Raw genomic sequence first — 26,220 nt, forward strand, 5'->3', positions numbered from 1 at the left:
TACCCTATTATAGCGGTCATTATCCTTGTCACACTGAGGTTTTTTGCTATTTTCTAGCCTTTAACTGAGTAACTGAACAAATTATGAAAACGAGATCATCCGACAGGAGGCCTCGTTTTTTAGACAGCTTAGAGTTAAACCTTGGTCACGCCAACTGGTTTACGCGTAAAATTCCCCGGTGTCTGCGGATCGGCCATGTACACTGACGGATGAGAAGCGTATCCTTGCGAGTGGTGCTTTGACACTTAGACTGAATTGGTGTGTGCAAATCTAATGGATAAAAAATTATTTCAGGTTCATTTTGGCTCTCGTTTGGGAGTATCTTTTTGCGGATTCTGGGGGTTGTTTACCTCATACCGTGGCGCAGGCGCTGTTTAACACGGCGTATACGCCCTACGCGTTGTTCATTGCGCTGGGGACGGCGGGTGGCCTTCTTTAATGGGGAAGATAGTTTCATTAATTCCAAACACATTGCGTTTGCCGGCTTCGGCTTCATGAATGGTGGGATTCGCAACCCCTTTTGCAACCGTGACGGGCGCAACTTGCTCGGGCAAAGTGCCAGTTGTTTGGTGCTGTTCGCTAGTATGCCCGCGAGGCTTGGGGTATGATTAAGCCAAGCTAAGGGGGATGATCACGATGGAAAATGTTTTCAAACAACAACTCGTTAAGCTACGACAGCAAAATTTATCACAAGAACAGTTGGCCCACGAGCTCTTTGTCTCGCGGCAATCTATTTCAAAGTGGGAGCAGGGTGAAACCGCGCCTGATTTGGATACTGTCGTCAAGTTGGCCAATCTCCTGCAGGTCGATCTCAACGAATTGGTCGGTGGGCAGCCCGCCGCAGATGATTCGCAACCCGCCAAGTCGCGTAGCGTGTTACCGGAAGGCCAGCGCCCCATGAATGGCTGGGAGTTCTTTTCTAAAAATTGGTGGATGATCTTTCCACTACTGGCTGCTTTGGCATGGGTAGTGGCCATGTTTCAACATTAAATTTAATTATGATGCGATAGATTTTAAGTTGTCCGCTACAAGAAGATGAAATGTTAAAGGAGCAATACGTATGCCAACTAATGGAGAAGTTTGTCGGGAATTGAAGAAAACAGAGGTTGGACTCTCGTTACCAGATACAGAAGGGCACCGGCGAATGCTGCATTTGTCAGATTGTGGGTCGATTGTTTCTTTTAACCTTCAGTAAGGAAACTAATAAAGGAGTTGTGACCGCGGCCACGACTCCTTTTAACTTAACTTATTTTTGAAATAACTGTTCGCCAGCGCCAATGACCATGCCGATGGCCATGCCCCACATGGCGAGCATATCCTGATGGGTGGCGACGAGAATCAAGACCACCGCGTAGTACAGGGTGGCGACTGCCGCTTTTGCCCGGCGCCGCGACATTAGAGCGCCACAATCTTGCCGACCGCGATTGGCAAGGTGACGTGCGTAGAGTAATGGCCGACCGCGCCTTCAACCGTGTCTGGCAAGGTGACATCGTCGGTGACCCCGTGAATGTAGATGACCCGCTTGTCGAGTTCGAGCTCGCTATCGTTGAAGGTTTCCTTGAACTTCTTGTCCAAAGCAGCTAGTGGCACGACCTTGGTGTAGGCGAAGTAGCCGTTGGCGTCAGCGACGGGGTATTCGTCGTTGGGAATGTCCATTTCGTGCGGCGCGTCATTGAAGGGCACCATGGTGGTCCCAGACACGGCACCGGTTTCGGGGAGGTCCACGAAGCCATCGTGGTTCACGTCCTGGGCGCTGGTCGCGATTTCAGCAGCTTTGCCATCTGGAAATCCGTGGAAATGTTCCCAGTGTTGTAAGTTGGCTGGGGTGTCAAACATTTCGATGTTGATGGTCAGGCTGTCGCCGTTGATGGTGAACAGCGCGGTCCCATGAGCAGCGGTCCCAATTGCCTGTTCGTTAAGTGGCACGATGTTTGCTTGATAGATTTTCATAAGAAAAAACCTCCTCGAATTGATAGACTTAGTGTACAATGATTTTAGCAAATAAAAATTGATAATTATCAAGAAATGATGAAAGAAGGAAAAAAAGATGACGCATTCGCCATTTAAATGTGTGCAAGGGGCCCCAATCTTCAAGGGCCTGAACGACGCGGCCATTGCCGAGCTGGTCAAAATTTCCGTGCACCAACAGGCCGTCAAGAAGGGCACGGTGCTGTATGACCCGACGACCCAGCTGGACCGGATGATGATCGTGGATTCCGGGCGGGTCAAGGTCTACCAGCTCAATGAAAATGGCAAGGAGAAGGTCCTGTACATGTTGCGCAGCGGGGCCATCGACAGTGAGGCGGCGCTCTTTGCCAAACGCAAGCACTACAACTATGCCGAGGCCGTCGAGGATACCAAGATCTGCTCGATTGGTCGCGCGGACTTCCAGGCGTTGTTGCGGCGCGAACCAGAAGTAGCCTTCAACCTCTTAAATATCTTAGGTGACCGTCTGACCGAGTTGGAGTCCGTCAGCGCGTTGACGGGCAACCTGAAGTCCAAGAACCGCGTCTTGGCCTACCTTCAGCAGATTGGCCAGGAAAAGCAGACGACCGAATTTGACCTGCCAGTCAAGAAAAAAGAACTGGCCAGTTTCTTGGGCATCACGCCCGAAACGCTGAGCCGGCAACTCAGCCAGCTGGTCAGTGACGGTCTGTTGGCCATCGCTGGCAAGCACATCACTCTGCTGTGAAAAAGTTTGTGAAATTTCACAAGCTCATCATAGCACGCTTTCATGTTGGCCTTAATCAATTAGCTCAACTTTTCATCTTTCAACCTTCAGTTCCTTACGGTAAATTTCTCATGGGTTGCGGTAGGATGCTTAGACTATAAGTCCGTACCGTTTTCCAATCGGCTAGAACATATTAATTAGTTAGTTCGGTATATCTAACGATGCTTAAGATTAGTGTAGCCAACGGATTTGTCGGGAACACCCCCTCAGTACGTTTGGGCGCTCCGTGAAGAAACCAGGGCGCGCTAGATCGTTCAACTAATAGACTAAAGGTTGAAATTAGCATTAACGCAGCAGCTCCCGGAACGACAGTGTTTTGTCCACTAAAATTAGTGAAACCAGAAGCCTGCGTCAGCCAGAGATTCCGCCTGCTCTGGAGAACATCTCCAGCCTGAGGAGTGGATTTAGCGCAATACAAAGGGTCTGGGACAAAACATCCTAGACCCCTTTTGCGACAACTTTAAATGGCCGAAACGTGCGCCAAAAGGCAGCCGGTTCCGCTTAAAACTGATAACCAAACAATCCAAGCCCGGGATTATTCGGTTATCAGCCTTAATGCTCGCCGGCTAACCGCCTTTTGTCCACTCTCTTTATATTGCTAGATCATTTAACATTGATAATCAGGCGCTTATTCGCCGAGACGTACCGGCCGTTGGGCAACTGATACCGCGTGGTCAGCTTGTGCTTGACCAGCTTGGTGACGCGGATGACTTGGTTCTTGCGGTAGTGGTGCTTCTTGCCGGTCAGAGCCGCGGTGCGGTAGCTATTCAGGCCACGCAAGACCTTGATCTTTTTCGCGGGGGCGTGGTAGTAGGCGTTGCCAATCAAGGCCGCATTGGCCGTAATGTAGCCGGTTTGACCATTGGTCTTAGCACCAGGTGTGATGTCTTTCACATGATATCGTAAAGCACCAGATTTGGCATAGGCGACCCCGAGGATCTGAAACATCGGCCGCTGTGTCCGGGACGTTTGCGTGTACCAGTGGAGCCGCTGCTTAGCGGAAAAGGTTGGCGACTGGTAGAGGCCAATCTTATGAGTAGCAGTGATGATTTTGGCAGGCGCCTTGGCATGGTCAGCTGCTGGTTTGGCCGTCGGTTTGGGCGTAGTGGACTCGGCTGTGGCAGCTGACGCATTGGTCGTCTGACTACCAGAATTGTTAGCAGTTACCGTGTTCAGTGGCAGCGTATAGTTTTGCGTGAAAATCGCGTGGTCGCCACTATCATTTCGATCCAGTGACTGTGTGATAATCTGAAAAGAGAGGTCTTTGGTGGTTAACGGGACATGGGTCACCGTCAAGTTGTCATAGTCAGCTGGTGGACTAGCAACAGCACCCGTGTCGATGAACGACTGAAAATCGGTTTTTGATAAAAGCGCATTTAGATAGCCCGATTGACTGTCAAGGGTATTGAATAGGCTGAAATCCACTTTATCATCAGCGGTCATTTTCATCTGGTTGGGATTAGTGTTGGCGTTGAGGATGCTATGGAATTCGTTGGTGATGACCCCTAGTGCATCGAATTGATCGTGGTCAATTAGTGACTGACTAACGGTTGGGGAAAAATTGATTAAGACGATATTTTCAAAATCGGTTGAAGAATTTGGGAATGCGGTTGAGTAGTCTTCAAAACCAGCCAGTGGTAATTTGACCGTGGTGCCGGTGCGTTTTACCGTAGGCAGCTGCAGAGAAGCCGACGTCTGCTGGAACGGTGCATTCAGCACGGAAATGGGACTGGTTTCGCCTAAGTCGCGCTTGTACTGTACCCAAGCGGAGAAGTCGCTGATTTGATTGTCGTAGAGATTCAAGTAGCCAACCGATGTGGGGTGATCGCGAGAGACGGTTAAGATGCTAGACAAGTCATCATTCGTGAGTTGGTCGTTGAGCAGGGAGATGCGCCCCAGCGAGCTGTCCCGATTCTCCAGGAGGTCCTGCATGACTGATTGTAAATTCGTGCCGGATAAATTGGTCTGGTTTTCTAAGGTGAGTCCTCCCAGAACAGGCGCAACCCGCGCGAGTGGGGCGTAGTCGGTGAGCGGTTGATCAACGTCCAAGTAAACCCCTTTGAGATCAGCGAGCGTCGTGTCATCGGTTAGAGACGTTTTGCCAGTGAGTTTATCTTCCCAAATTTTTGCCAGTGCTGACCGGACGATTTGCGTATTCTTATCGGACGAATTGCTGGGAAACAGCTGGCCGATGGTTTGGTTTAAATCAACTGAATCTGCGCGGGCAGTGAGTGCGGCTTGACCACACCAGAGTGAAAAGATTAATGTACATAACAGAACGAAAAATTTTAAGTACTTGTTTCTCATCAGATACAACTCCCCTCCATAGTTTTGTCGCCTCAATTATAGTGGGTCTTCAGTGATTTTGTTAGCATTTAGTGTTAGTTAAAGCAATTAACATGCCTTACTGGAGGGTGAGCAAAAAAGGGCTAGCCATCAACGACTAACCCCGTGGTTCATGTAAAATATTTCCCAGTGAAATTCCTAATGAAGCCAGCGTTAACGGCCAGCTCAACGTGCAGGTGTACAGCCAAAAGTGGGTGGCATCGCTGGGTTTGAAGAAGGACAAAATCGACAGGCCAGCGCTGGCACTAACGGCGATAATTAAACCGAACATGACCAGTTGGCACAGTAGGCCGCCGTAAGTGGAGAAGCGGTATTTGTGAATGATGGCCGTGTCGTGGTCGATGTCGGGGGCACCATACAGCGTGGCGTTGATGGTCGGATTGTCGTAGCCGATGTAAAGCGTCACCAGCAACAGCCCCAGCACGTAGCTGTATTTCCACGGTATCAAGAGCAAGACGTGACCCGCCAGTAGACTCAGCTGACTGAGACGCAGTGCCCGGGTGGCGTCACCGTGGGCCAGTTTACCAAAGACCAGGTAGCCGCCTTCAAAGCCGATGAGGTACAGCGCAAATACCACGTACATCCCCGCCGTCCCAAAGTAAAAGTAGGCGAAGAAACCGTTGAACAGTAGCACTAAGCTCATCAAGAAGCCCCGGTTCAGCAAGCGGACCTTGTAGTTGGGTAGGACGTGGCGGTCGTTGTACAGTTCAATGGCAAAGACTACTAGGGCCACGCCAATCGTCGCCAGCAATAGCCAATTGGGCCAATTCAACTGCGTCTTACGCAGCGTGGTCAACACGGCGATGGCCGCAAAGCCCACCAGCGACAGGACCCACCGCCAACCTTGGTGCAGACCGTGGGGCTGGGCGGGGCGTTGCTGGTAAAAGTCGTTGGCAAAATTTTCCAACAACAGGCCACCAGGCAACGCGGCAAGATACAGCGCTGCCAGCACGCTAAACGTCAGCGTGTAGCTCCAGCCGGCCACCAGATCCACGGCCAGCATGACGCCCAGCCCCAGGAAAATGACCCAGTACAGGCGTTTCATTTTAAAATCCGTCAGCTGAGACAGGTGTAGCTTGACTGTCAAAAAGTAGGGCCAAATCGTGGCGGCGCTGTAGCCCCACAGTAGACTGCCGACGATGAGCCAGCCCACCGCATGGGTCATCGCAAACGTCAGACTACCCACGGCGCCCAACACTAGGCAAGCAATCAGGTAAGTGGTCGAGCGCAGGTGCAGGCGTTTGGTGTAAAAGATGCTGGCCGCCCGCGAAATGTAGAAGGCCACCAGGGCAATCAGGTACGTCTCGCTTTGGGTCTGTTGGTACTTCAGGAGCATTAAAATGTAAGGCAACATCAGGCCGATGTTCGCCAGAAAGTTTAGGGTACCGATTGAAAAGTCGATACCAGCTTGGCGGAGTCTTGGCACGCAATCATCTCCTTAATGGTTTTTTGAAATTGGATTATATGCTTACCTGAAAGTTGAAAGTCGCATTTATGTGGTAATTCCCGGAACGTTCTGTCCACCAAAACTTGTAAAAACAGGGCCTGCGTCAGCCAGGATTCCGCCTGCTCTGGGGAACACCTCCAGCCTGAGGAGCGGGCTTCCGGTTCGCTTTGAAGCCTGACAAAATCAGCCAGTCTCCAAAGTCGTCCCACGCTGTAGGCTGAGACAAAACCTCAGCCAACACCGTCGACACAGCTGGCTCCACCCTGGCTGCCTCCGGCGAAGAGTGGCGATTATCAGCAATACTGTGTTAGTCAGAGACTAGTTGCGAAATCAACTGCTAAATGGGGCTAAGTCAACCATTACTAGCACGCACACTTGTAGCCGAGAGTCCGCCCACCGCGTTCCAACCCATATTTGGCGGACGGTAGGCGGCCAGTCCTCACTAGGATGCTGTGAACGACTAATTTTTACGCCATGAGGCACGTGGTGACAATGTTTCTAGCTGATTTTCATCTGTCAACCTTTAGTTCTTTTACATAGTATAGCATTAATTCCCTGGCTGGCCGGTGATAACCACTGCTTGAGTGTGTGCCATTGAGACTAAGTTGGAGACACGGGTTGCCGGCGCCCTCAGCGTGCCAACTCATCTCTAGCGAACGGTAAGGCGGCCAGCATTTCAGGACCAACAACTAAAAACCGCCAGTCACGCAAGCGAGGAGCAAACGTGACTGGCGGTTTTACTTAATTTAAGGTAGGACTGTTACTTTTCCGAAGACGTCTTTGGCGTCAGACGTTTTTCGATGAAGGACAGGACCAAATCGGTGATGATCGCCATCAACGCGGTTGGCAACGCCCCGGCGAGGATGATAGCCCCACCGTCCGTGGCGTTGGTCCCACGCACGATGATGTCACCCAAACCACCAGAACCGATGAACGACCCAATGACGGTGATCCCAATCCCGATCACGAGGGCGTTACGGATACCGGCAATAATCACGGATAACGAGAGGGGAACCCGAATCGTCATCATGATTTGAAACCGGGTCATCCCCATCCCTTTACCAGCGTCCAGCACGTCGCTATCGACGCTAAGCATGCCAGTGTAGGTGTTTTTGATGATGGGTAGCAGTGAGTACAAGAAGACGGTCACGATGACCGTGGTTTGCCCCAGCCCTAAGCCTAACATCAGAATCGACAACATCGCCAGTGACGGAATCGTTTGGATCACGTTGGCAATCCCGATGATCACGGGTGACAGCCGCCGGTACTGCGAAATCCAGATGCCCAGCGGAATGCCGACGATGGCGCCCAACAAGACCCCATAGATGGAGACCAGGAATGTTTGATTGAACTGACTCAAGACGTACATCCCGTTATGACTAAAGTAATAAACGAGCTGACTCAATAGGCCCATGTCTTTCATTACTGGTTCCCCCCTTCAAAGTAGTGGTTTTTCTTCAGGAAATTGTTGGCGACCGTCTGGGGTTCTTCCAGTTGGTCATCGACTTGGTAGTTCAACTCCTGCATGGTCCGCAGTGAGATCTTGCCAACCAAGCGATTCAAGACACTTCGGAGTTGCGGATGCTCTTTTAAGATGGCGTCCGTGGCGACCGCGCTCCCATCATAAGGTGGGAAGAAGTTCTTGTCGTCTTTCAACAGTTTCAAATTGTAACTGGCGACCCGGCCGTCGGTGGAGTAGCCCAGGATGGCATCCATCTTGTCAGCGGACAGGGCGTCATATAACAACCCGGTTTGCATCGGCAGAACCGTGCCAAAGCTGTAGCCATAAGTTTTCTGAAAGGCCGGATACCCGTCGCCTTGACGGTTTTGCCAAATTTGGTCGATACCGACTTTCATCTTCGGTGCCAGCTTCTTCAAGTCACTCACCGTTTTGAGATGGTGCTTCTTGGCGAAGGCTGGCTTGACCATCCACGCGTACGTATCCGCGAAGCCGTAAGATTTGAAATAGGTCATTTGGTAACGTTTCTGAAATTCATTGACGACGATCTTGTTGACCTTGGCAGGATCCCGTTGGAATTTTTCATTTAAAATCGTGGTCAAATCCGTCCCGTTGAACCGGATGGAGGAGATGTCCGCCTGGTTGTTTTTCAGGGCGTTGAAGCTCACGTTCCCGGAACCCAAGTTGTTGATGATGGTGGTCTGTAAGTTCGTATAGTGACCAATCATTCCGGCGATGACGTAAGCCATGATTTGTTGCTCAGTCGTGTTCTGTGACGCGATGCGCACGGTGTTGTTGCCCGATCCGGCCAGTCCCGGTAGTGCACAGCCGCCCAAGGGCAGGAGTACGACCGCGACCAAGAAGCCGGCGAGCCATTTACGTAACTTTTTTAGCATAGCGGGCCTCCTATCGTAATTGCCGTGGCGTGACTGCCATTTCCACTTTACCCAATAAATAGTCGACGATTAACGCCAACAGGATAACGGGGATGGAGCCACCCAAGATCAGGTCAGAACGGTACAGGTTCAGCCCGTTGAAGATGAAATCCCCCAGGCCACCGGCACCGATGTAAGACGCCAGCGTTGCCCAGGCAATCACGTAGGTGGCGGACAGGCGAATGCCGGCCATGATGACCGGTGCCGCTAAAGGAATCTCGGCTTGAATCATCATTTGCCACCAGGTCATGCCCATGCCTTTAGCCGCGTCTCGCACAGTGGGCGACACGCCTTGCATTCCCAGATACGTGTTCCGCAAGATGGGCAACAATGAGTAAATGAATAATGCCACAATGGCGGGCGTCGACCCAATCCCAAAAATCGGAATCATGATTGCCAGTAAGGCCATGGCCGGAATCGTTTGGAGCACCCCGGCTAAGGTAATCACAAAGTTGGCCCCGTGCTTCATCCGCGTCAGCAAGATGCCCAGCGGTACGGCCACAATCACGCCGAGCGCTAAGGCCGCCGCCGAGATGTAAAGGTGTTGGCCGGTCTTACTGATCAGTTGTGTTCCGTAAGTCGCTAGAAAATGCATCATTGTTGCGAGTCGCCCCCTTCATCGTGGGTCGCGGCGGCATGGATGTCCGCGTTGATTGGTGAAGCCGGTGTTTCGTCAGCTTCTGGCGCGCCCCGTAAGGCATCATAGACGATATCGACTAAGGCCGTCCGGGTCACGATGCCGACCAAGTGCTTGTCTTTGTCGACCACGGGCACGTTTTTGACCCCTTGCTTCAAGATCCGGTCAACGGTGTCCCCAATCAGCGAATCGGCCTTCACGAAGAAGACTTGCCGGTTGGTGAAGTCACTGACGGTCGTGTGGGCGTCGGTGATCCGGTTGATGTCTTCCAAATCAACGTAGCCTTGCAGCGTGTCATCGTCGTCGGTGACCAGCAGTGTATCAACTCGCCGGTCATGCATCAGGTCAATGGCGTCATCGACCGTCTTGTCGGGGGTGATGGATACAGGGTTCTTCAGCATGATTTGGCTGACGGACAAAATGTTTGGTTGGGCCCGGATCAAGCGTTCCTCACCAATCAAGTTTGTGACGAATTCGTTGGCAGGGTGGCGCAAGATGTTTTCCGGCGTGTCGACTTGGACCTGTTTGCCTTGGCTCATGATGACGACCTTGGTCGCCAGGTGCAGGGCTTCATCCATATCGTGGGTCACGAAGATAAAGGTCTTGCCCAAGTCTTCCTGTAAATGCTTGACCAAGTCTTGCAACGATTCACGGGTGATGGGGTCCAACGCCCCAAAGGGTTCATCCATTAAAATGATCTCTTGATCGGCGGCTAAGGCCCGCACGACCCCGATCCGTTGCTGTTGCCCACCAGAAAGCTCGCCGGGATAGCGTTTCAGCATCTCGTCGGGCAGTTGGGCCAATTCGATCATCTTGTGGGCTTGTTCAGCCCGCTTTTCCTTGGACCAGCCGAGCAGCTTGGGTACCAGTTCGATGTTTTCTTGAATCGTCATGTGGGGCATTAACCCGATATTTTGGATGACGTAGCCGATGGAGCGCCGGAGCTTGACCGGGTCCATTTTAGAAATATCTTTATCGTTGATCTTGATGGTGCCAGATGTTTGCTTTAACATGCGATTAATCATCCGCATGGTCGTGGTCTTTCCCGAGCCAGAGGTCCCGATAAAGGCAATAAATTCGCCGCGACCGACTTGTAAGTTAAAGTCGTCAACGGCTACTTTACCATTGGGATATTCCTTACGTAGATGTTCCATTGATAGTAGCATAGATTAACCTCCTGTATAGTGGTGTTACACAACTGCGGTGGTGTCCCCGCAGAATAAAAATAACGATCGGTGTGCCGGGAGCACACAGCAAGATGGGCAGCCTGGAGACCGGTCGTATTTGAATTTTGTTTGGCAGTTACTCTTATTGTACACGAAAGCGCGGGGTTTACCAAAAGATAACTATTCCTTCTGTTGATAATCAGCTAGTATAAACGAATTTGTCAGCTGATGATATGCCCGGCATGCTAAGGGCGCGTAGGTATTTCGTTACGTTAACATATGAAAATGAGTTTTTAATAAGTAATTTCTTATTCATTTACACAGAAAACGTTGTAGATGGTGGATGGCCGTTGCCTGACGCGGGGGTGAAATTTTCTGAAAAAAGAGGTTGCCTTCGACCTACTAGAACCCTTTATAATCTTATTCATCATCAAAAGTGAAAGGAAGTTACGACCTTGAAACGACTCTTACTTGCTGGTGCCATCGATAGTGCCAGCCAACGACTCATCCAACAGCTGAGCGAAAATCCCCAGTTGGCGGTGACCGTTTACACTGCCAGTCAAGTAGACCTGCCCGATACGGTGACGGCTTTGACTGAAGAGGTGTTGGATGAAGGCGGCTTGAGCGCAGCCATGCTGGACCAGGACTTGGTCGTGGCGTTGGTGCCCACGATTCATTTGGCCCAAACGGCGCAAACCTTAGCCACGGCAGTACGTGCAACCGGCAATCCACAATTGCTCATCACGAAAACGGACGATATCGACGACCTCCCGCTGGCCGAACGTCAGGCCCGCCAAACATTAATGGCGGCCGGCGTCGCCTTTGACCTGGTGGAAGGGCTCGGCAGTGTCGGTAGCTTGCTGGGCATTCAACCCACTAGTGCACCGGTTTTTGGGCCGGATGAAGTGGGGCCTTTGGAACGGTTCGCGGAGTAGCTGCCTGGCCCTCTATAGATACTAACGAAATCCGGTGGCAATTTGTGACCGGTGGCGGGATGGTCTTAAATAATTCTTATGATTTGTGCCTGCCTGTTACTTACGAGAATACACACAAAAAGCCCCGCCGACCAGTCCATACAGACTAGCCAGCGGGGCTTTGAACGCTTATTTTAAGTGGGTGACCTAGGCCGTTTTTACCCGAGCTTTACGAATCTCAGGGACCAACCACCAGATCAGGCCCAGGTTGATCAACATCAGTAACGCCGTTGAGAAGAAGACCGCGTTGTAGTTGAAGACCCCGGCAATCCAGCCGCCCAGTAGCGAGCCCATCATATTACCGATGGCTTGGAAGGATTGGTTCCAACTGAAGACGGTTGAAGTCAGTTCGACCGGTGAGTTTTTGGTCAACAGCGTTTGAATTTCGGGGAACAGAGCCCCGTCGGAAATCCCGATCATGAAACGGAGAATCCCGAGCATCCAGACGCTGGTGACGAACCCTTGTGGTAGATACATCAGAAAGGCAAAGACATAGCCGAAAATCAAGACCTTACCAGAGCCGTGCTGGTCCCCGTAACGTCCCAGACGCGGGGAAGCAAAGATGTTTGAAATCCCTGGTAAAGCCGCGATAATCCCGGCGACCACGGTGATGGGGCCGACATTGTGCATCAGTTCCTTGACGTACAGACTGATGATGGGGGAAATCGAAATGTTCCCGAACTGTACGATCAGTGTGGAGGACAGCAGTACTAAGATCAGCTTGGGGTTGGGGAAGGCGGCCAAGGGATTGTGACTCTTGGGTCCGTCGGCTTTTTTGGTGACCGGCTTGAATTTTTCTTCAACCAATACCCAACTCATGATGAACGTCAAGAACAGTAGGCCCGCGGTGATGAAGAAGGTCAGGCGAATCGAGAAGACTTGCGCCAAGACCCCACCGATGACTGGCCCCAGTAACATCCCACTCGTGACCCCGGTCATCAGGGTGCTGAGTGAGGCACCACTGTGCTTTCGGGGCGTCTGAGAAGCGACCAGTGCTTGGGCGTTGGAAATGAATCCCGCGAAGACCCCTTGTAAGGCCCGCAACGCGACTAACTGCCAGACGCTGGTGGCAAATCCCATCAACGCCATGGCTGCTGCAGTCCCCAACGAGGAGCGCAACAGCATGAGTTTACGACCCTTACGATCGGCGACCATGCCCCACAGTGGCGAGGCAATGGCACTCACGAAGAAGTCGGCCGCGTAGACCAGCCCACTGTACATGGTGACCTGCGACTTGGTGTAGTCGCCCAGACTGCTAATGTATAACGATAGAAATGGCATGATTTCGCTAAAAGCCATGCCGGCAACAAACGTACAAAACCAGAGAACCCGTAAATTACGGCGCCATGGCCCGGACTCTCTTTCAGCTTCGTCCAAAATGGTTCAACTCCTTATAACCTGAAATGATTGGTGAGATTACCTAAAATAACGCAAACCAATCGTGATTTATTCGTTATGGTAACCCCACTAAGATACGCCCTTAACCCCGGAAGGTCAACATTGGCGACTTAATTGTATGCGCTCGCAAGTGTTTTAAATTCAGATGTGACAAGCGATTGAAAAATTTCTGTGATAAACAAACAGGCGTCGTCGGCACAACTGCCGCGACGCCTGTTTTCAGTAATCAAGTTAGATAAATGGTCAAGCTAATCTTGCGGGAAGTAATCGCCATCCGCAATCTTTTCCAGCAACCGTCGAGACGGGATGAAGAAGGCGGCGCCGGTGATTGGCGTACTGAAGTCTAGCAGCCGGTCGCTTTGGGTGAACATGTTGGTCAGCATGCGCTGGGTCACGGTAAAGTGCCGGGCGTAGCCGATGAAGTAGGTGCCGACGATGCCCTTGCCTGGTTCAGCAAACGGCACGTTCATCCGCACGATTTTATGTTCAACGCCGCCCTCATTGTCTTGCGAGGCGATGTTGTGGGCGTTGGGTAGCTTTTCGTCGTCTTCCAGTTCGCGGTCACTAAACTTGTGGCGACCGATGGCTTTTTCTTGGCCGTCGGTATTCAGTGATTTCCAGGCGTCCATGTTGTGCAGGTACTTCTGCGCAAAGGCGTAGGAGCCGTTGATGAACTCGGGGTCTTCTTCACCAATCAGCGCGTATTGCGTAGCGTCGGGGCCGGCTGGATTTTCCGTACCGTCGATGAAGCCGATGATGGCGCGCCCCTCAAAGTAGCGGAATCCCGGCGTTTCGTCGACGACGGTCGTCCAGCCGCGTAAAAATTCACGGGCCTGGTCCATCACTTCGTAAACGACCGCGGTATCCTTGGCGCGCACGTGCATGAACAGGTCGCCCGGCGTGGCGGGAGCCGTGTATTTCGGTCCCTTGACGGCTTGAAAGTCCACGAGTTCCTTGGGCACGTTGGCCGTTGGGAACAGCAGCTTCCAGGCCGTGGCACCAAAGCCAAAGGCGACCCGCAGATTCGCTTCAGGCGAACGAATCGCCATACTGCGCTCGATGGCCGCTAGCCGGTCGGCGAACTCGGCCAGGGCATCGCGGTCCTGGTCGAGGTGGTCGCGGTCAATGGTGTAAGTGGTAAACATGATATTATCGCCGGCGTCGCGGTAGACGTCTTGGGCATCAGCTGGGTTGATTGGCATGATGAAGTCCTCCTCTGTATTTTCAAGTGAAAACGTTATCAAAAATAGTATAGCACGGCGGCTAATCAGAAGGGTACCAAAAACTGTTATCGGTTGATAATTATTGACCAATAAAAATGACCGACCGTTAAGTGAATTAACAGTCGGTCAGGTGATTATTTCGTTTGAAAGGCGTGAATCCCTTGAACCAAGCGGTCGAGGCCGTCTTGGAGGCGCTGAGCGGGGCAAGCCACGTTGATGCGGACGAAGTCGTGACCGTCGCCACCGTAAACCGCGCCGGCAGTGATGAAGAGGCCAGTCTGTTGGCGAATGAAGTCACAGAGAGCCTGCGTGTCGTGGGTCACGGCGCGGCAGTCGATCCAGACCAAATAGGTGGCGTGACCGGCAATCACGTGGAGTTCCGGCAGATTTTGCTGGATAAAGGTCGTCAGAGTGTGCTTGTTAGCCGTGATGGTGGCGTTCAGCTCATGGACCCATTCGGCGCCTTGGGTGTAGGCCGCAATACTGCCAGGAATCGCAAAGGCGTTGGGTTCCGCCAACTCTTCACTGTTGATACCGCGGTCGACGCTGTTGCGTAGATTTTCGTCGGGGATGATCAATGTGGCAGCGTGCAGTGCGGCCACGTTGAAGGTCTTGCTGGGCGATACCGCCGTGATGCTGTGATTGGCTGCGGTGTCGCTGACTGAGGCGAAGGGCGTATAGCCGTGGCCTGCGTCGGTGATGTCACCGTGAATCTCATCGGAGAAGACCGTGACGTGGTTGGCCGCCGCTAGGTCCGCCAGGCGACTGAGTTCAGCGGGTTGCCAAACTTTGCCCACGGGGTTGTGCGGATTGCAAAGAATCATCATGGTGGTCAACGGATCGGCTAGTTTTGCCGCCAGGTCGTCCCAATCCACGTGATAGGTGCCGTCCGCAAACTGCAGGTCGTTGCACAAGACGTGCCGGCCGTTGTTGACGATGGAATTATAGAAAATGTTGTAGACGGGCGCTTGAACCAAGACGTTGTCGCCCACGTGGCTGACGCGGCGCACCGCGGAAGAAATCGCGGGAACGACCCCCGTGACGAAACGCATCCAGTCGGTGTTGGGTGACCAGTTGTGTTCAGTCGCATACCAGTGTTGTACCGCTTCAAAGTAGGCAGTTGGCACTTCTTCATAGCCAAAGATACCGGTGTCTGCTTTGCGTTTGATAGCGTCCACGATGGCTGGGGCTGTGCGGAAATCCATGTCAGCCACCCACATTGGGAGCTCGTTATCCTTCACGTCCCACTTCACAGAGTTGGTGTGGCGCCGGTCAATCATTTCTGAAAAGTCATAACTCATTGTTGCAAGGCCTCCTTGGTCGTGGTAATGGTCGTCCGTTTAGCATCAATCGCCGGGTCATCGAAAATGATTTGGCCGATAGCTGGCGCGGTAATCTGGCCGTTGACCGGGTTCTTGACGCTATCAATGGCCGTGTTGATGGTGGCGTCGATGTCCGTGCAATATTCAAAGGCCAAATCGGTGTTGATCAGTGAACAGTTCTTCATGGTCAGGTGGTCAACGTAACACAGCCCCTGATCACTTTCCAGCCAACAGTTGACGAAGGTAATGTTCTTGGTGTTCCAAGCCAGGTACTCGCCGATGATAGTGGAATCGTAGATGGTCACGTTGTCGCAGTTCCAAAAGGCATCATGGGTGATGAACGTGGAATTGTGGACCTCGACGTTCTTACTGCCATCAAAGGCGTAATTGCCCGAGATCTTTAAATTGTTGGCGACGACGTTTTCGCTGTTCATGCCAAAGTAGTCGCCGGTCGCCGTGACGTTGTCGAGTTGGATGTCTTGGCACCACCACAGGGTTTCCCCGGCGTTGGCAAAGGTTACGTCGTCAAGCTTCAGGTGACTGGCGTGACGGAACGTCTTGGTCGCGCGGACCAGACTGTGAGTCATCGTCAAGTCGTCGGTGTACCAGATGCCGGCGTGGGCGTCCGGTTGCCAAGTCGTGTGGGTCAGGTTAGCGTGATGCGTGTACCACAGCGGGTATTTCCATTTGAAAATGGTGTGGTCAATGGCCACGTTTTGGCTGTGTTTCAACGGGGATTCCCCGTCGACGAAGGTACTATTCGTAATGTGCAAATCGTGCCCCTGAAAGAGGGCCCGTTCGCCGGTTAAAGTTTGTTGGTTAATTTCTTGAGTCACGTAAATGTCTCCTTTTGGACCGATGAGGGCATAGAATTCGGGGCAGTTGGCCCTATAGTGAACATTCTAGACCCTTCGAGTGGCTTGAAGGCAAGCGATTTTGTTAAAAAGCTTAAATTCGTCGCCGGTACCAGTAGAAACGGTCGATGACCAGTAAACCGCTGAGCCACATGGCTCCAAACAAAAGCCAGAACTTACCATTAGACAGCACCGGTGCGATACTGCGCTGGGTGATCTCAAAGCTCAGGTATTGGTGGGGATGCTGTTGAATGGCCTGCGGCAACAATGGGTAGGTGGCGGGCGCCGTTTGGAGCGCGAGCGGACGTTTCCCCTGATTGGTCACGGTCAGCTGATAGTTTCCAGCGGATTGCAACGGGATGGTGCGGGCCATGGCGCTACGCTTGCCCGTGGATTGCCAGACCGTTTTACCCTGGGCGTTGGTCAAAGTCACTTTTCCGGTGAGTCGCTGGCCCGTGCCAACCGTGAATTGGTCAAAGGGCAGGGGGGCCGTAAACGGTTGGGTCAGTGATTGGCCGGCGTTGAGGTGGAGCCGGTGGTTTTGGTAGTAGTGACCTTCATTTTGACTGACGACGCTGACGGGTTCGCTATTGGAATGGACCATCAGGTTGGTGTTTTGCCAAGCCGCCAGGCCCAAGATGCCGGTAAAGGCGAGGGCCATGCCCAGAGGTAGCCAGCTGGAACGTTCCGAGTAGCGCAAGATGTTCAGGGGTTGTCGGTAGCCGGCCGCCGTGCCCGCCAGCAATAGGAAGAAGATGGGTAAGGCGTAGCGTTCTTCCGTTTCCCAGAAAATGACGTGGAAGCAGGTCAGGCCAATAAAGAATAGGCCGCCCAGTAGATAGGCCGAGGTCAGGTGGTAGCGTCGAATCTGCTGGATGCCCCACCCCAAGTTGACCAGAATCAGGGCTAAATAGCTCAGCTGACACCAGATAGCCAAGAACCAGTCGCTGGTGGCACGATGTTGTCGGTACCAGTTAGGGGCGCGGTCGTAGGCGTGATTGATCTGAAAGCTATCGAAGGTCCCGTTGGCCAGAAATAAACGGGTCTTGCGGAATAAGTGATTGGCGATGCCGCTGGGGCCCAACGTGTGCAAGTAATTCGTGAGGTCAGCCTTGGCCTGAGCCTGCTTGGCTGCTTTGGTCGGTTGATCGCGAATTTGCGTCACGTTGGCCAAGTGATATTGGCCATAGGTCGCAGGATTCCAACTCATAGCGACCCAGCTCATGGCGGGCAGGGCCTGGTTGGGGTCCGTCGTGTAGCCATTGGCCCGGGCGGATTTTTTCGCCAAGCCACCACCTACGACCAGTGTCGCTAATAAGACCAGCGTCAAGAGGCTGCGCGTGAAGCCGGGGTGCGGCGAGTGATTAGGCCGGACCCACAGCGTGATGACGGCCGCAATCAACAGGACGATGAAGTTGGCCTTGATCAGGTAGGCCGCCACCAATAGGACACTTAAGATGATGCTACGCAGGGTGATTTGTTCCCAAGTCGTGGCGTGTTGGAGGTGGCGAAAAGCCGCAATCGCCAGCAACGCCAAAGGCAAGACGTACGTGTCGCTGTAGGTGTTGAGGGCATAGGCGTAAAATGGGACCGCCGTCATGATGAGCACCATGAATAAATTGGCGCGCGCCGGATTGTGGCGACGCAACTGGTGCCAAATGGCCAACAGCCCGACGTCTAGCCAGGCAAATTGCACGACGTTGAGCCAGACACCGGAGTCACTGCCGACTAGCCAGCGGCCCGCTTGTAAGATGCCACTAAGCAACAAAGTAAAGTTGACATTATTGGGGTAGGTGTAGAAATAGGCGTTCCAGTGCTGACTACCATTGAGCAGGTTGAGGGCCTGCTGATGAACGAAGTACAGGTCAGCGCGTGGTGCAGCCACCCAAGCGGTCGCGACCCACACCTGAATGAGCAGGAAAAGTCCCCACAGCCCCCAAGTCAGCCAGCGACTGGTGCGGGGGGTGATCCGATGCAAAAAGCGAAATAACAACCCGACACCGCCCAGATATAGGGCGCTGGCCAGTAGTAAGGCCAGGGGTTTGAGCCAGTCATGGTCGACACGAATCGTCACTGGCCACAGTGCTAACCCGAAAGTCAGTAGTAACCCTAAGCTAATGATGCCGCCTAACGTGACGGTAATGTTGTGTCGAATTTTCATGAGTGGCCTCCTGATTTCAGTACGTGATGCTTGCGGTAAAAGGCGACAGTGTCGGTTGGTTGCGACTGCTGACGCGCAAAGCTAGATGTGTAGGTATCTGTCTGGATGATGAACCGCGGCCGGTGTTTGACCTCCGTGAAGGTCCGGCCAACGTATTCGCCGATGATGCTGATGGCGATCAGTTGAAAGCCGCCCAGGAACCACAGCGAGGCCATGATAGAACTCCACCCCGTGACCACGGTGCCCCGCAAGTGTTGCACCAAAATCCAGAGTAGCATGACCAACGCCCCAGTACAGATGACCAGTCCAGCATACAGGACGGCGCGAATGGGTGCAATGGAAAATGATAAAATGCCGTCCAGTGCGAACCGCAACATTTTCCGCAGTGGGTACTTGGAAACGCCAGCTTGGCGGGGCTGGCGTTTGTAATACAGCTTGGTGGCGGGAAATCCTAGTTGCGGGATGATACCCCGAATGAAGGGCTTGCGTTCTTGGCAGTCCATCAATGCGGATACGACCGGCTGGGTCAATAGCCGAAAGTCCGAGTGGTTGGGAATCAAATCGACGCCGAGCTTGCCCATGACCCAGTAGAAGCCTTCAGCAGAAGTCCGTTTGAACCAGGAATCAGTCGACCGGTCGTTGCGGACGCCGTAGACCACGTCATAGCCGGCGTGCGCCTGGGCCACCATGTCGGGAATCAGCCGTGGGTCGTCTTGGAGGTCCGCGTCAATGGTGATGATCATGTCCGAATAGGCACTGGCCGTCTGCATGCCGCCCATCAAGGCCGCTTCTTGGCCGTAATTACGACTGAACTTGAGGCCGGTAAAAATCCGGTCTTCTTGGGTGTATTTGGCGATCAGGGGCCAAGTTTGGTCCTGACTGCCGTCGTCGACAAATAAAATCTTACTATCCGTGGCCACGGCTCGTTCGTGCATGAGTCGCGTCAACAGGTCCGCCAGCACGGGCGCCGTGGTTGGTAAGACGGGCGCTTCATTGTTGCACGGGACCACAATGGTCAGCCGTGGTGTGTGTGTGAATTTCATGATTAGTCGTCCCCCCGAAAAATCTAGATGATGAATCCCCTACGTGCTTCCATCATAAGACTTTCTAGTGATTATGAAGAATGAAGTGCCTGGAATTGCGGTGTTTTTTAAGGGCGATTAACTTTTCGGGGTAGGCATTTAATTAGCGGCTGATAAGTAAATTCGGTATAATAGTTTTTGTAAACGATATCACTAAACGGAGGCGTTCAATGATGGGAAAACTAGATGGTAAAGTCGCAATCATTACCGGTGCAGCGCAAGGCATGGGTGCATCGCATGCCAAGTTGTTTGTCAGTGAAGGTGCAAAAGTCGTGATTACCGATGTCAAGGAAGCTGAAGGCACACAGTTGGCGCAAGAACTGGGCGATTCGGCGATCTTCATCAAGCATGATGTGGCCAGCGAAAGTGATTGGCAAAACGTCGTGGATCAAACCAAGGCTAAGTTTGGGCGAATCGACATTCTGGTTAACAATGCCGGTATTACGTTTGCCAAGGGACTTCAGGACATTAGCGAAGCGGACTACATAAAGATCTTCAAAATCAACCAGTTGGGGACCTTCCTGGGCGTCAAGGCCGTGGCTAAGGAAATGGTCGCGCAACACGCGGGGTCCATCGTTAACATCTCGTCACTGAATGGTCTTGTCGGTGGTGCCGTGGGTTACACGGATACCAAATTTGCCGTTCGGGGGATGACCAAGGCCGCCGCTTTGGAATTGGCCCCAGCCGGGGTGCGGGTCAACTCGGTCCATCCAGGTGTGATTGAAACCCCAATGATCTCACAACCAGGGACGGAAGAAGCCGTTAAGCAATTCGCCAAGGCCATTCCGCTCCGGCGCATTGCCAAACCAGAAGAAGTCTCGAAACTAGTCTTGTTCGTGGCCTCAGATGACGCCAGTTACGCCACTGGTTCTGAGTTTGTGGTCGATGGTGGGATGTCAGCGCAATAAAGATTTTTGATGCTGATTGCTTCAGCGAAGCCGGTCTCGTGACTTAAACTGAATTAAAAGAGGAATCTGAAGTGTAGGTCAATTTCAGATTCTTTTTTCATGTAGAATTAAATTGGGCTATATCACTTTTAAAAAGCGTGTTGTAAGAGTTGATAGCATACATCGCATCATTTTGAACAATATATGCCATAATTAAGACATGGAAAAGCCTGAATTTGAGTTCTATACGCGACCAAATGGTCATACTGAATTTGTTGAATTTTTGGAAAAATTACCTAAAAAAATAGGGAAAAGATGCTGGCAACGATTGATAACGTTCAATCAAAAGGACTGTTAGTGGCTCAGCGCATGCAGTGGATTAAAAAAATCGATAATGATTTTTTTGAATTAAGCGCGAAAACAGGACGTAATATTCAGAGGGGATTATACTTCCATGCAAGTGGTAATCATATGGTGATTACTCATGGATTTACTAAAAAAACGCAGAAAACACCAGTAAATCAAATTAAGCATGCACATGATATCCTGCGGGAATACAGGGAAGAGTTACAATGACAACCATTAAATTTAATGATTATTTGAGAAAACAGCTAGAAGATCCGAAATTTAAAGCAGGATTCGAGTTGGAAAGTGCAAAGTTAGCTAGCGCTGTAGCGACAATGGCAGCACGTGAAGCAGCTGGTTTAACACAACGAGAACTGGCTAAGAAAGCCAATGTCCCACAATCGACTATCGCTAGAATTGAGCGTGGTGATAACACCAGCATTGACACGATGTCCAAAATTGCATTTGCGCTGGTGGCACGGTTAACCATTGGTTTTAGCAAGTAAATGTTAGATACGAGAAGAGTCTGGGCGTTTGTGACGTGCCCAGACTCTTTAATATTAGGTTAAATTAGTGACGGAAGTGGCGGTTACCCGTGAAGATCAGGGCGACGCCGAGTTTATCGGCCATGGCGATGGAATCCTTGTCACGAATACTACCACCTGGTTCGGCAATGGCCGGGATGCCGTGTTCGGCGGCGTAGGCCACACAATCATCCATGGGGAAGAAGGCATCGGAGACTAAGACGCCTTGGTCATAGTTGGGCTTGGTCTCGGCCTTGCCGACCGCAATCTTGACCGCGTCGATGCGGTTCATTTGGCCGGGACCGACTCCCAGTGTTTGGTCCGCCGTATTGATCAGGATGGCGTTACTCTTAACGAACTTGATGGCCTTTAAGCCAAAGCTAATGGCGGCCAGTTGATCTGCGGTGGGCTGGGCGTGGCTGACGACTTGGAAATCAGCCGGGTCGTCAAGCACGTTGTCGCGCTCCTGGCGTAGCAGGCCACCCCGTACACTGACGAGTTCGTCGGGTTCGGGGTCTTGGGCCGCGGAGAAGTCGACCGTCAGAAGGCGTAGATTTTTCTTCTTGGCCAGGACGTCGTAGGCATCGTCGTCAAAGGCTGGTGCGATGATGATTTCCAAGAATAACTTGTGCATCTTGGTTGCCGTGGCCAGGTCGACCGGCCGATTCAAGACGATGATGCCGCCGAAGATGGAAATATTATCGGCGGCGTAGCACTTGTCCCAAGCCGTGGATAAGTCCACAGCCGAGCCGATACCACAAGGATTCATGTGCTTGAGGGCGACAACGGTCGGTTCACTGAATTCCCGAATCAATCCGAGGGCGGCGTCGGCATCCTTAATGTTGTTGAAGGAGAGCGGCTTACCGTGAAGTTGGTTTGCGGCGGCAATGGAGAACGGTGCCGGCCGGTAATCTTGATAGAAAGTGGCCGTCTGCTGCGGGTTTTCACCGTAGCGGAGGGCTTGTTTGCGTTTGTAAGTGAGTGTCAAGGTGTCTGGCTTGGCGTCGTCGGTCAGGTAGGTGGCGATGACCGCGTCGTAGTGCGCCGTGTGGTGGAAGACTTTGGCCGCTAAATGTTTGCGGAAACGCAGGTCATCCGTGTGTTCGGCAAGGGCGTGGCCCACCTGGTCGTAATCGGCAGGATCACAGACCACTAAGACGTCGCGGTAGTTCTTGGCCGCCGCCCGAATCAGGGAAGGCCCACCAATGTCGATCTGTTCTACGGCCGCAGCCAAGGTCACGTCGGGCTGGGCGATCGTTTCGGCAAAGGGATAGAGGTTGACGCAGACTAAGTCGATGGGCGTAATAGCGTGGTCCACCAAGGTTTGCTGGTGTTCCGGGTTGTCCCGCCGAGCTAAGATACCACCGAAGACCAGTGGGTTGAGCGTCTTGACTCGGCCGTCTAGCATTTCAGGAAAATGGGTCACGTCTTCGATGGGCGTGACGGCCACGCCAGCCGCAGCCAGGGCTGCTTGCGTTCCGCCGGTGGAGACAATTTCAAAGTCTTGAGCAAGTAACGTTTGGGCAAATTCAACGAGTCCCGTTTTATCGGAAACACTTAACAAAGCACGGCGCATGAGGCGGCCTCCTAGGTAGTTTTTTTGAAGTACCCCCATCATACGTGATTTTGTCTGAACAATCAACGGGAACAAAATATAAATATTCGTATATTTACAAACTGGCTAACATGAATTACCTAGCAAATGAATATAAAACAAATTATATGCGAACAATGAAGATCATCACCCTAACATTGGCCAGCTTCCCTCGGCTACCCGCTTCGGTCTTGAACAATCGGTTACAAGCCGCGGGCCGCCGCGCAAAAAACAGTGCCAATTACTAACCTTCTGTTAGGCAGATTATTACGACTATCGTTGGTTTAACAGTACTCCTGTAATAAACATAATTGTAAAATGCGGTAACTGAACTGCAATCCCCCTGTTATGGAATGCACATTTAAGTTCGCTATGGTTAGAGGTGAAGTGAGGTGGTGCCCTCAGGGGAACCGTGGCGTGCGGGGAACAAGGCCACGAGGAGTCAGCGAGATTAATTTTAAATAGGGAAGTGCCAAACATATGTCGAATAAACAAGCATGGGCCAAACGGCTGGCGCAAACGCTGATAGCGGCGGGTGCCTTGGTGGGCATCGCGTGGGGCGGTCAGAGCGTTGCCCATGCCAGTACGTTAGCCATTCCGGATATTTCTGAGTGGCAGGGAAAATTAACTTCGTCACAAGTTGCCAATCTAAAGAGTCAAGTCTCATTTGTCATTAACCGGCGGCAATACGGGTCGTCTTACAAGGACTTGTACGCTACCAACAACACGGCGCTGTACGTAAAGTATGGCATTCCGTTTGGGGAATACGATTACGCGCGGTTCACCAGCGCGGCGAGTGCCAAGCAAGAAGCCAAGGATTTTTATAATCGCTCCAATAAAAACGCGCAGTTCTACGTCTTGGATTTTGAAGAAAATGACGTGACCTCGGGAACGACCAATGCCGCCGTCAAGGCCTGGTACGACGAGATGAGTGCATTGACGAATAAGAAATTGATTTTCTATTCTTACCAATCATTTGCCACCAGCTACGCCAACACGGCCCGGCAAAATTTTGACGCGCAATGGATCGCTAACTATTCGTCGACGCCAACGATTGCCCACGCCTTGTGGCAGTATACGGACCACAACTATTTGTCCGCGCTGGGTGAGTACACCGATAACAGTAAGGCTGTGACCTCGGTCCACCCGGTTTCTTGGTGGACGGACGCCACGACGACTGCGCTGGCCCACACGACCTACGCTTACAGCAGTTACAAGAAGGGCCAACACATCTACCTACATAAAGGGGCAACTAAGGATGCGGATGGCACGGCGATTGCGGCCAGTGACCGGCAGAAATTTTACAAGATCAGCAAGGTGAAGAGCGTCACGTCCGACAACTCCAAGCAAGCGCTGTATTTGAGCGGCTTGAATCAGTGGGTCTTGTCGCAGGACGCGACCGGCTACTGGGTCGGCCAACACGGTTCCTTCACGTTGAAGCATAAATTGAATCTTTATACAGATTCAGGCCTCACCAAGAAGACCGGTGGTTACTATGTGTCCGGCGATACGGTGGCCGGTAAAATCGTGAAGGCCCCAAGTGGTAAGTCGTACCGAATCAAGACGAAACTGGGATATTTGTCAGCTAATACGAAGTACTCGAACCACGCTTACTACGAATCACTCGGGTCAAGCAAGACGATTACGACCAAAAAGAAAATCTATGAGTACGGCAAGGCATCATTTGCCAAGAGCAGTCGGAAAAAAGCCGTCAAGAAGGGCACCAAGCTCACGGTCACTGGCGTTAAGAAGCGCTCGACCGGTTCACGGTACTTCGTCTTGAGCAATGGTCGCTACGTCACGGCACTGCAGAGTTACGTGCAGAAATAATAGAAGGAAGTTGAATAGTTATGCAACGAAAAACGAAAATAATCACGACCGTCACGGCGGCCTTGGCTGTTTTGGCCTTGGGCTCGGGCACAGCGCTTCAAATTCACGCGGCTAATGATGTCAGTTCGGTGGGCCAGACCACGGCGCCGGCTAAAGCCACGGCCGATGGCACCAAGCTGCAGGCCGACAGTGCCAGTGGGACCAAGCAAAATTATCAAGTCGATTACTCGGCGAATAACGACCAGTCGGCGACCTACCAGAAGACCACGTACGGCAGCACCAGCACTGCCAAAGACCAAGTCGATTACGTCGGGCAGTCTGACGGCGCGACGGTGAAGCTAAACGGCGGTACCAAGGCCGTTGCCCAGGGAACCATGGGGCATACCTACGTTCACTGGACGAAGGGGGATTGGTCGGTGACCGCGGTCACTAGTAACGCCGATGCCACGGGCACGCCCGAGCAATTTGCTAAGCAGGTCAACCGGCAACTGGACAAGGCCAGTCTGCCAAAGAAGGTCGACACCGGCGCCATCACGGTCTACAGTCAAGATGAAGACAACGAGACCAATTCGGTGACCTGGCAGAAGGGCAAGCAAGTCTACAAGGTCAGCGGTACGGCGGCCGATGCCACGGTCAAGGTGGCCCAGAACGCAGATGATTAGTTGGTGACAAATGTGTCGCAAGGACTGGCCGCCTACCGTCCGCCAACTATGGGTTGGAACGCGGTGGGCGGACCGGACCGAGCCTGAGAAACGGTCTCGGCCTCGCTTTGAGCCGAAGCCCACGTCTCAAAGACGCCAGTTTGCTAAGCGGTGAGAACCGTACCGCTAAGTAAACTCCCACGGCTGAACCCATATTTGGCGGACTCTCGGCTTCAAGTGTGTGTGCTAGTAACGATTGGTTTAGCCCCAGCCAGCAGTTGATTTAGCAACTAGTCTTGAACTAACACAATATTGCTGATAATCGTCACTCTTCGCCGGAGGCAGCCAGGGTGGAGCCAGCTGTGACAACGGTGTTGGCTGAGGTTTTGTCTCAGCCTACAGCGTGGGACGACTTGGGAGACTGGCGGGTTTTGCCAGGCTTCAAAGCGAACCGGAAACCTGCCTCTCAGGCTGGAGGTGTTCCCCATAGCAGGCGGAATCCTGGCTGACGCAGGCTCTGGTTTCACTAGTTCTGGTGGACAAAACGCTGTCGCTCCGGGAGTCAAGACATTAATTCAACTTTCAACCTTTAGTTATCAGTTTTAAGCGGAACCGGCTGCCTTTTGGCGCACGTTTCGGCCATTTAAAGTTGGCGCAAAATGGG

The 26,220-nt window shown here is 52.4% G+C and carries 22 protein-coding genes and 1 pseudogene; 8 read left to right on the plus strand and 15 right to left on the minus strand.

Annotation, left to right across the window (positions count from 1 at the left end; translation table 11 throughout):
- Positions 1 to 636: 636 nt before the first annotated feature.
- Positions 637 to 990, plus strand: a complete 354-nt coding sequence (locus EKM83_RS07445) for a helix-turn-helix domain-containing protein (protein WP_125576012.1) — start codon at positions 637 to 639, stop codon at positions 988 to 990.
- A gap of 256 nt (positions 991 to 1,246) precedes the next feature.
- Here the strand turns inward: EKM83_RS07445 and EKM83_RS13340 are convergent, their stop codons facing one another.
- Entirely contained in the window at positions 1,247 to 1,396 is a 150-nt protein-coding gene (locus EKM83_RS13340) for a hypothetical protein (protein WP_164505623.1), read from the minus strand.
- Entirely contained in the window at positions 1,396 to 1,950 is a 555-nt protein-coding gene (locus tag EKM83_RS07450; RefSeq protein WP_125576014.1) for a hypothetical protein, read from the minus strand. The genes EKM83_RS13340 and EKM83_RS07450 overlap by 1 nt, the downstream gene beginning before the upstream one ends.
- Positions 1,951 to 2,047: 97 nt before the next feature.
- On the opposite strand from EKM83_RS07450, the gene EKM83_RS07455 reads away from it, so the two are divergent.
- A complete protein-coding gene (locus EKM83_RS07455; protein ID WP_125576017.1) occupies positions 2,048 to 2,692 on the plus strand; it encodes a Crp/Fnr family transcriptional regulator in 645 nt (214 codons plus the stop codon).
- 642 nt (positions 2,693 to 3,334) lie between these two features.
- Here EKM83_RS07455 and EKM83_RS07460 read toward each other — a convergent pair.
- From EKM83_RS07460 to EKM83_RS07485, 6 genes are all read right to left on the minus strand, one after another.
- Positions 3,335 to 5,038, minus strand: coding sequence for a DUF5776 domain-containing protein (locus EKM83_RS07460; RefSeq protein WP_125576019.1), 1,704 nt, complete (start codon positions 5,036 to 5,038; stop codon positions 3,335 to 3,337).
- 136 nt (positions 5,039 to 5,174) lie between these two features.
- Complete coding sequence (locus EKM83_RS07465; RefSeq protein ID WP_125576021.1) at positions 5,175 to 6,503, minus strand: hypothetical protein; 1,329 nt, start codon at positions 6,501 to 6,503, stop codon at positions 5,175 to 5,177.
- Positions 6,504 to 7,284: 781 nt separating this feature from the next.
- A complete protein-coding gene (locus EKM83_RS07470) occupies positions 7,285 to 7,947 on the minus strand; it encodes an ABC transporter permease (protein WP_125576023.1) in 663 nt (220 codons plus the stop codon).
- The gene (locus tag EKM83_RS07475; protein WP_125576025.1) at positions 7,947 to 8,879 is read right to left on the minus strand and encodes an osmoprotectant ABC transporter substrate-binding protein; all 933 of its coding nucleotides are present in this window, start codon (positions 8,877 to 8,879) and stop codon (positions 7,947 to 7,949) included. Before EKM83_RS07475 ends, EKM83_RS07470 begins: the two co-directional genes overlap by 1 nt.
- 10 nt (positions 8,880 to 8,889) lie before the next feature.
- Entirely contained in the window at positions 8,890 to 9,516 is a 627-nt protein-coding gene (locus EKM83_RS07480; protein ID WP_125576027.1) for an ABC transporter permease, read from the minus strand.
- Positions 9,513 to 10,721 (minus strand): betaine/proline/choline family ABC transporter ATP-binding protein, encoded by a 1,209-nt coding sequence (locus tag EKM83_RS07485; RefSeq protein WP_125576029.1) that lies wholly within the window; start codon positions 10,719 to 10,721, stop codon positions 9,513 to 9,515. The genes EKM83_RS07480 and EKM83_RS07485 overlap by 4 nt, the downstream gene beginning before the upstream one ends.
- Positions 10,722 to 11,176: 455 nt before the next feature.
- Here EKM83_RS07485 and EKM83_RS07490 point away from each other — a divergent pair, with 455 nt between their 5' ends.
- Positions 11,177 to 11,656 carry a Rossmann-fold NAD(P)-binding domain-containing protein gene (locus EKM83_RS07490; RefSeq protein ID WP_125576031.1) on the plus strand — a complete coding sequence of 160 codons (480 nt, stop codon included), beginning with the start codon at positions 11,177 to 11,179 and terminating at the stop codon, positions 11,654 to 11,656.
- A 186-nt stretch (positions 11,657 to 11,842) separates the two neighbouring features.
- On the opposite strand, the gene EKM83_RS07495 is transcribed toward EKM83_RS07490, so the two are convergent.
- From EKM83_RS07495 to EKM83_RS07520, 6 genes are all read right to left on the minus strand, one after another.
- Positions 11,843 to 13,072: an MFS transporter gene (locus EKM83_RS07495; protein WP_125576033.1), complete on the minus strand. Its 1,230-nt coding sequence runs from the start codon at positions 13,070 to 13,072 to the stop codon at positions 11,843 to 11,845.
- A gap of 269 nt (positions 13,073 to 13,341) precedes the next feature.
- Positions 13,342 to 14,295, minus strand: a complete 954-nt coding sequence (locus EKM83_RS07500) for a Dyp-type peroxidase (RefSeq protein ID WP_125576035.1) — start codon at positions 14,293 to 14,295, stop codon at positions 13,342 to 13,344.
- A gap of 155 nt (positions 14,296 to 14,450) precedes the next feature.
- Positions 14,451 to 15,617 carry a MalY/PatB family protein gene (locus tag EKM83_RS07505; protein ID WP_125576037.1) on the minus strand — a complete coding sequence of 389 codons (1,167 nt, stop codon included), beginning with the start codon at positions 15,615 to 15,617 and terminating at the stop codon, positions 14,451 to 14,453.
- Positions 15,614 to 16,474 carry a DUF3737 family protein gene (locus EKM83_RS07510; protein ID WP_125576040.1) on the minus strand — a complete coding sequence of 287 codons (861 nt, stop codon included), beginning with the start codon at positions 16,472 to 16,474 and terminating at the stop codon, positions 15,614 to 15,616. Before EKM83_RS07510 ends, EKM83_RS07505 begins: the two co-directional genes overlap by 4 nt.
- A gap of 112 nt (positions 16,475 to 16,586) precedes the next feature.
- Positions 16,587 to 18,653: a hypothetical protein gene (locus EKM83_RS07515; RefSeq protein WP_125576042.1), complete on the minus strand. Its 2,067-nt coding sequence runs from the start codon at positions 18,651 to 18,653 to the stop codon at positions 16,587 to 16,589.
- Positions 18,650 to 19,696, minus strand: a complete 1,047-nt coding sequence (locus tag EKM83_RS07520) for a glycosyltransferase family 2 protein (RefSeq protein WP_125576044.1) — start codon at positions 19,694 to 19,696, stop codon at positions 18,650 to 18,652. Before EKM83_RS07520 ends, EKM83_RS07515 begins: the two co-directional genes overlap by 4 nt.
- A gap of 212 nt (positions 19,697 to 19,908) precedes the next feature.
- Between EKM83_RS07520 and EKM83_RS07525 the strand changes: the two genes are divergently transcribed.
- From EKM83_RS07525 to EKM83_RS07535, 3 genes and pseudogenes are all read left to right on the plus strand, one after another.
- On the plus strand, positions 19,909 to 20,643 hold the full coding sequence (locus tag EKM83_RS07525; protein WP_125576191.1) for an SDR family NAD(P)-dependent oxidoreductase: 735 nt from the start codon (positions 19,909 to 19,911) through the stop codon (positions 20,641 to 20,643).
- 199 nt (positions 20,644 to 20,842) lie between these two features.
- Positions 20,843 to 21,198: pseudogene (locus EKM83_RS07530) on the plus strand (type II toxin-antitoxin system RelE/ParE family toxin).
- Positions 21,195 to 21,473 (plus strand): helix-turn-helix domain-containing protein, encoded by a 279-nt coding sequence (locus tag EKM83_RS07535; RefSeq protein WP_125576046.1) that lies wholly within the window; start codon positions 21,195 to 21,197, stop codon positions 21,471 to 21,473. The pseudogene EKM83_RS07530 and the gene EKM83_RS07535 overlap by 4 nt, the downstream one beginning before the upstream one ends.
- Before the next feature lie 64 nt (positions 21,474 to 21,537).
- Here the strand turns inward: EKM83_RS07535 and purH are convergent, their stop codons facing one another.
- A complete protein-coding gene (purH, locus tag EKM83_RS07540; protein WP_125576048.1) occupies positions 21,538 to 23,067 on the minus strand; it encodes a bifunctional phosphoribosylaminoimidazolecarboxamide formyltransferase/IMP cyclohydrolase in 1,530 nt (509 codons plus the stop codon).
- Positions 23,068 to 23,565: 498 nt separating this feature from the next.
- Between purH and EKM83_RS07545 the strand changes: the two genes are divergently transcribed.
- The gene (locus EKM83_RS07545; protein ID WP_125576050.1) at positions 23,566 to 24,915 is read left to right on the plus strand and encodes a GH25 family lysozyme; all 1,350 of its coding nucleotides are present in this window, start codon (positions 23,566 to 23,568) and stop codon (positions 24,913 to 24,915) included.
- Positions 24,916 to 24,935: 20 nt separating this feature from the next.
- Positions 24,936 to 25,577 carry a hypothetical protein gene (locus EKM83_RS07550; RefSeq protein ID WP_125576052.1) on the plus strand — a complete coding sequence of 214 codons (642 nt, stop codon included), beginning with the start codon at positions 24,936 to 24,938 and terminating at the stop codon, positions 25,575 to 25,577.
- Positions 25,578 to 26,220: the final 643 nt, after the last annotated feature.

Origin of the sequence: Levilactobacillus angrenensis (assembly GCF_003946085.1) — a bacterium.
Taxonomy (GTDB): domain Bacteria; phylum Bacillota; class Bacilli; order Lactobacillales; family Lactobacillaceae; genus Levilactobacillus; species Levilactobacillus angrenensis.

Coding starts and splice junctions, on each gene's coding strand:
- EKM83_RS07505 (WP_125576037.1), bottom strand. CDS start 15,617: ATGAGTTATGACTTTTCAGAAATGATTGACCGGCGCCACACCAACTCT.
- EKM83_RS07450 (WP_125576014.1), bottom strand. CDS start 1,950: ATGAAAATCTATCAAGCAAACATCGTGCCACTTAACGAACAGGCAATT.
- EKM83_RS07475 (WP_125576025.1), bottom strand. CDS start 8,879: ATGCTAAAAAAGTTACGTAAATGGCTCGCCGGCTTCTTGGTCGCGGTC.
- purH (WP_125576048.1), bottom strand. CDS start 23,067: ATGCGCCGTGCTTTGTTAAGTGTTTCCGATAAAACGGGACTCGTTGAA.
- EKM83_RS07485 (WP_125576029.1), bottom strand. CDS start 10,721: ATGCTACTATCAATGGAACATCTACGTAAGGAATATCCCAATGGTAAA.
- EKM83_RS07545 (WP_125576050.1), top strand. CDS start 23,566: ATGTCGAATAAACAAGCATGGGCCAAACGGCTGGCGCAAACGCTGATA.
- EKM83_RS07445 (WP_125576012.1), top strand. CDS start 637: ATGGAAAATGTTTTCAAACAACAACTCGTTAAGCTACGACAGCAAAAT.
- EKM83_RS07500 (WP_125576035.1), bottom strand. CDS start 14,295: ATGCCAATCAACCCAGCTGATGCCCAAGACGTCTACCGCGACGCCGGC.
- EKM83_RS07520 (WP_125576044.1), bottom strand. CDS start 19,696: ATGAAATTCACACACACACCACGGCTGACCATTGTGGTCCCGTGCAAC.
- EKM83_RS07550 (WP_125576052.1), top strand. CDS start 24,936: ATGCAACGAAAAACGAAAATAATCACGACCGTCACGGCGGCCTTGGCT.
- EKM83_RS07515 (WP_125576042.1), bottom strand. CDS start 18,653: ATGAAAATTCGACACAACATTACCGTCACGTTAGGCGGCATCATTAGC.
- EKM83_RS13340 (WP_164505623.1), bottom strand. CDS start 1,396: ATGTCGCGGCGCCGGGCAAAAGCGGCAGTCGCCACCCTGTACTACGCG.
- EKM83_RS07535 (WP_125576046.1), top strand. CDS start 21,195: ATGACAACCATTAAATTTAATGATTATTTGAGAAAACAGCTAGAAGAT.
- EKM83_RS07460 (WP_125576019.1), bottom strand. CDS start 5,038: ATGAGAAACAAGTACTTAAAATTTTTCGTTCTGTTATGTACATTAATC.
- EKM83_RS07480 (WP_125576027.1), bottom strand. CDS start 9,516: ATGATGCATTTTCTAGCGACTTACGGAACACAACTGATCAGTAAGACC.
- EKM83_RS07525 (WP_125576191.1), top strand. CDS start 19,909: ATGGGAAAACTAGATGGTAAAGTCGCAATCATTACCGGTGCAGCGCAA.
- EKM83_RS07455 (WP_125576017.1), top strand. CDS start 2,048: ATGACGCATTCGCCATTTAAATGTGTGCAAGGGGCCCCAATCTTCAAG.
- EKM83_RS07470 (WP_125576023.1), bottom strand. CDS start 7,947: ATGAAAGACATGGGCCTATTGAGTCAGCTCGTTTATTACTTTAGTCAT.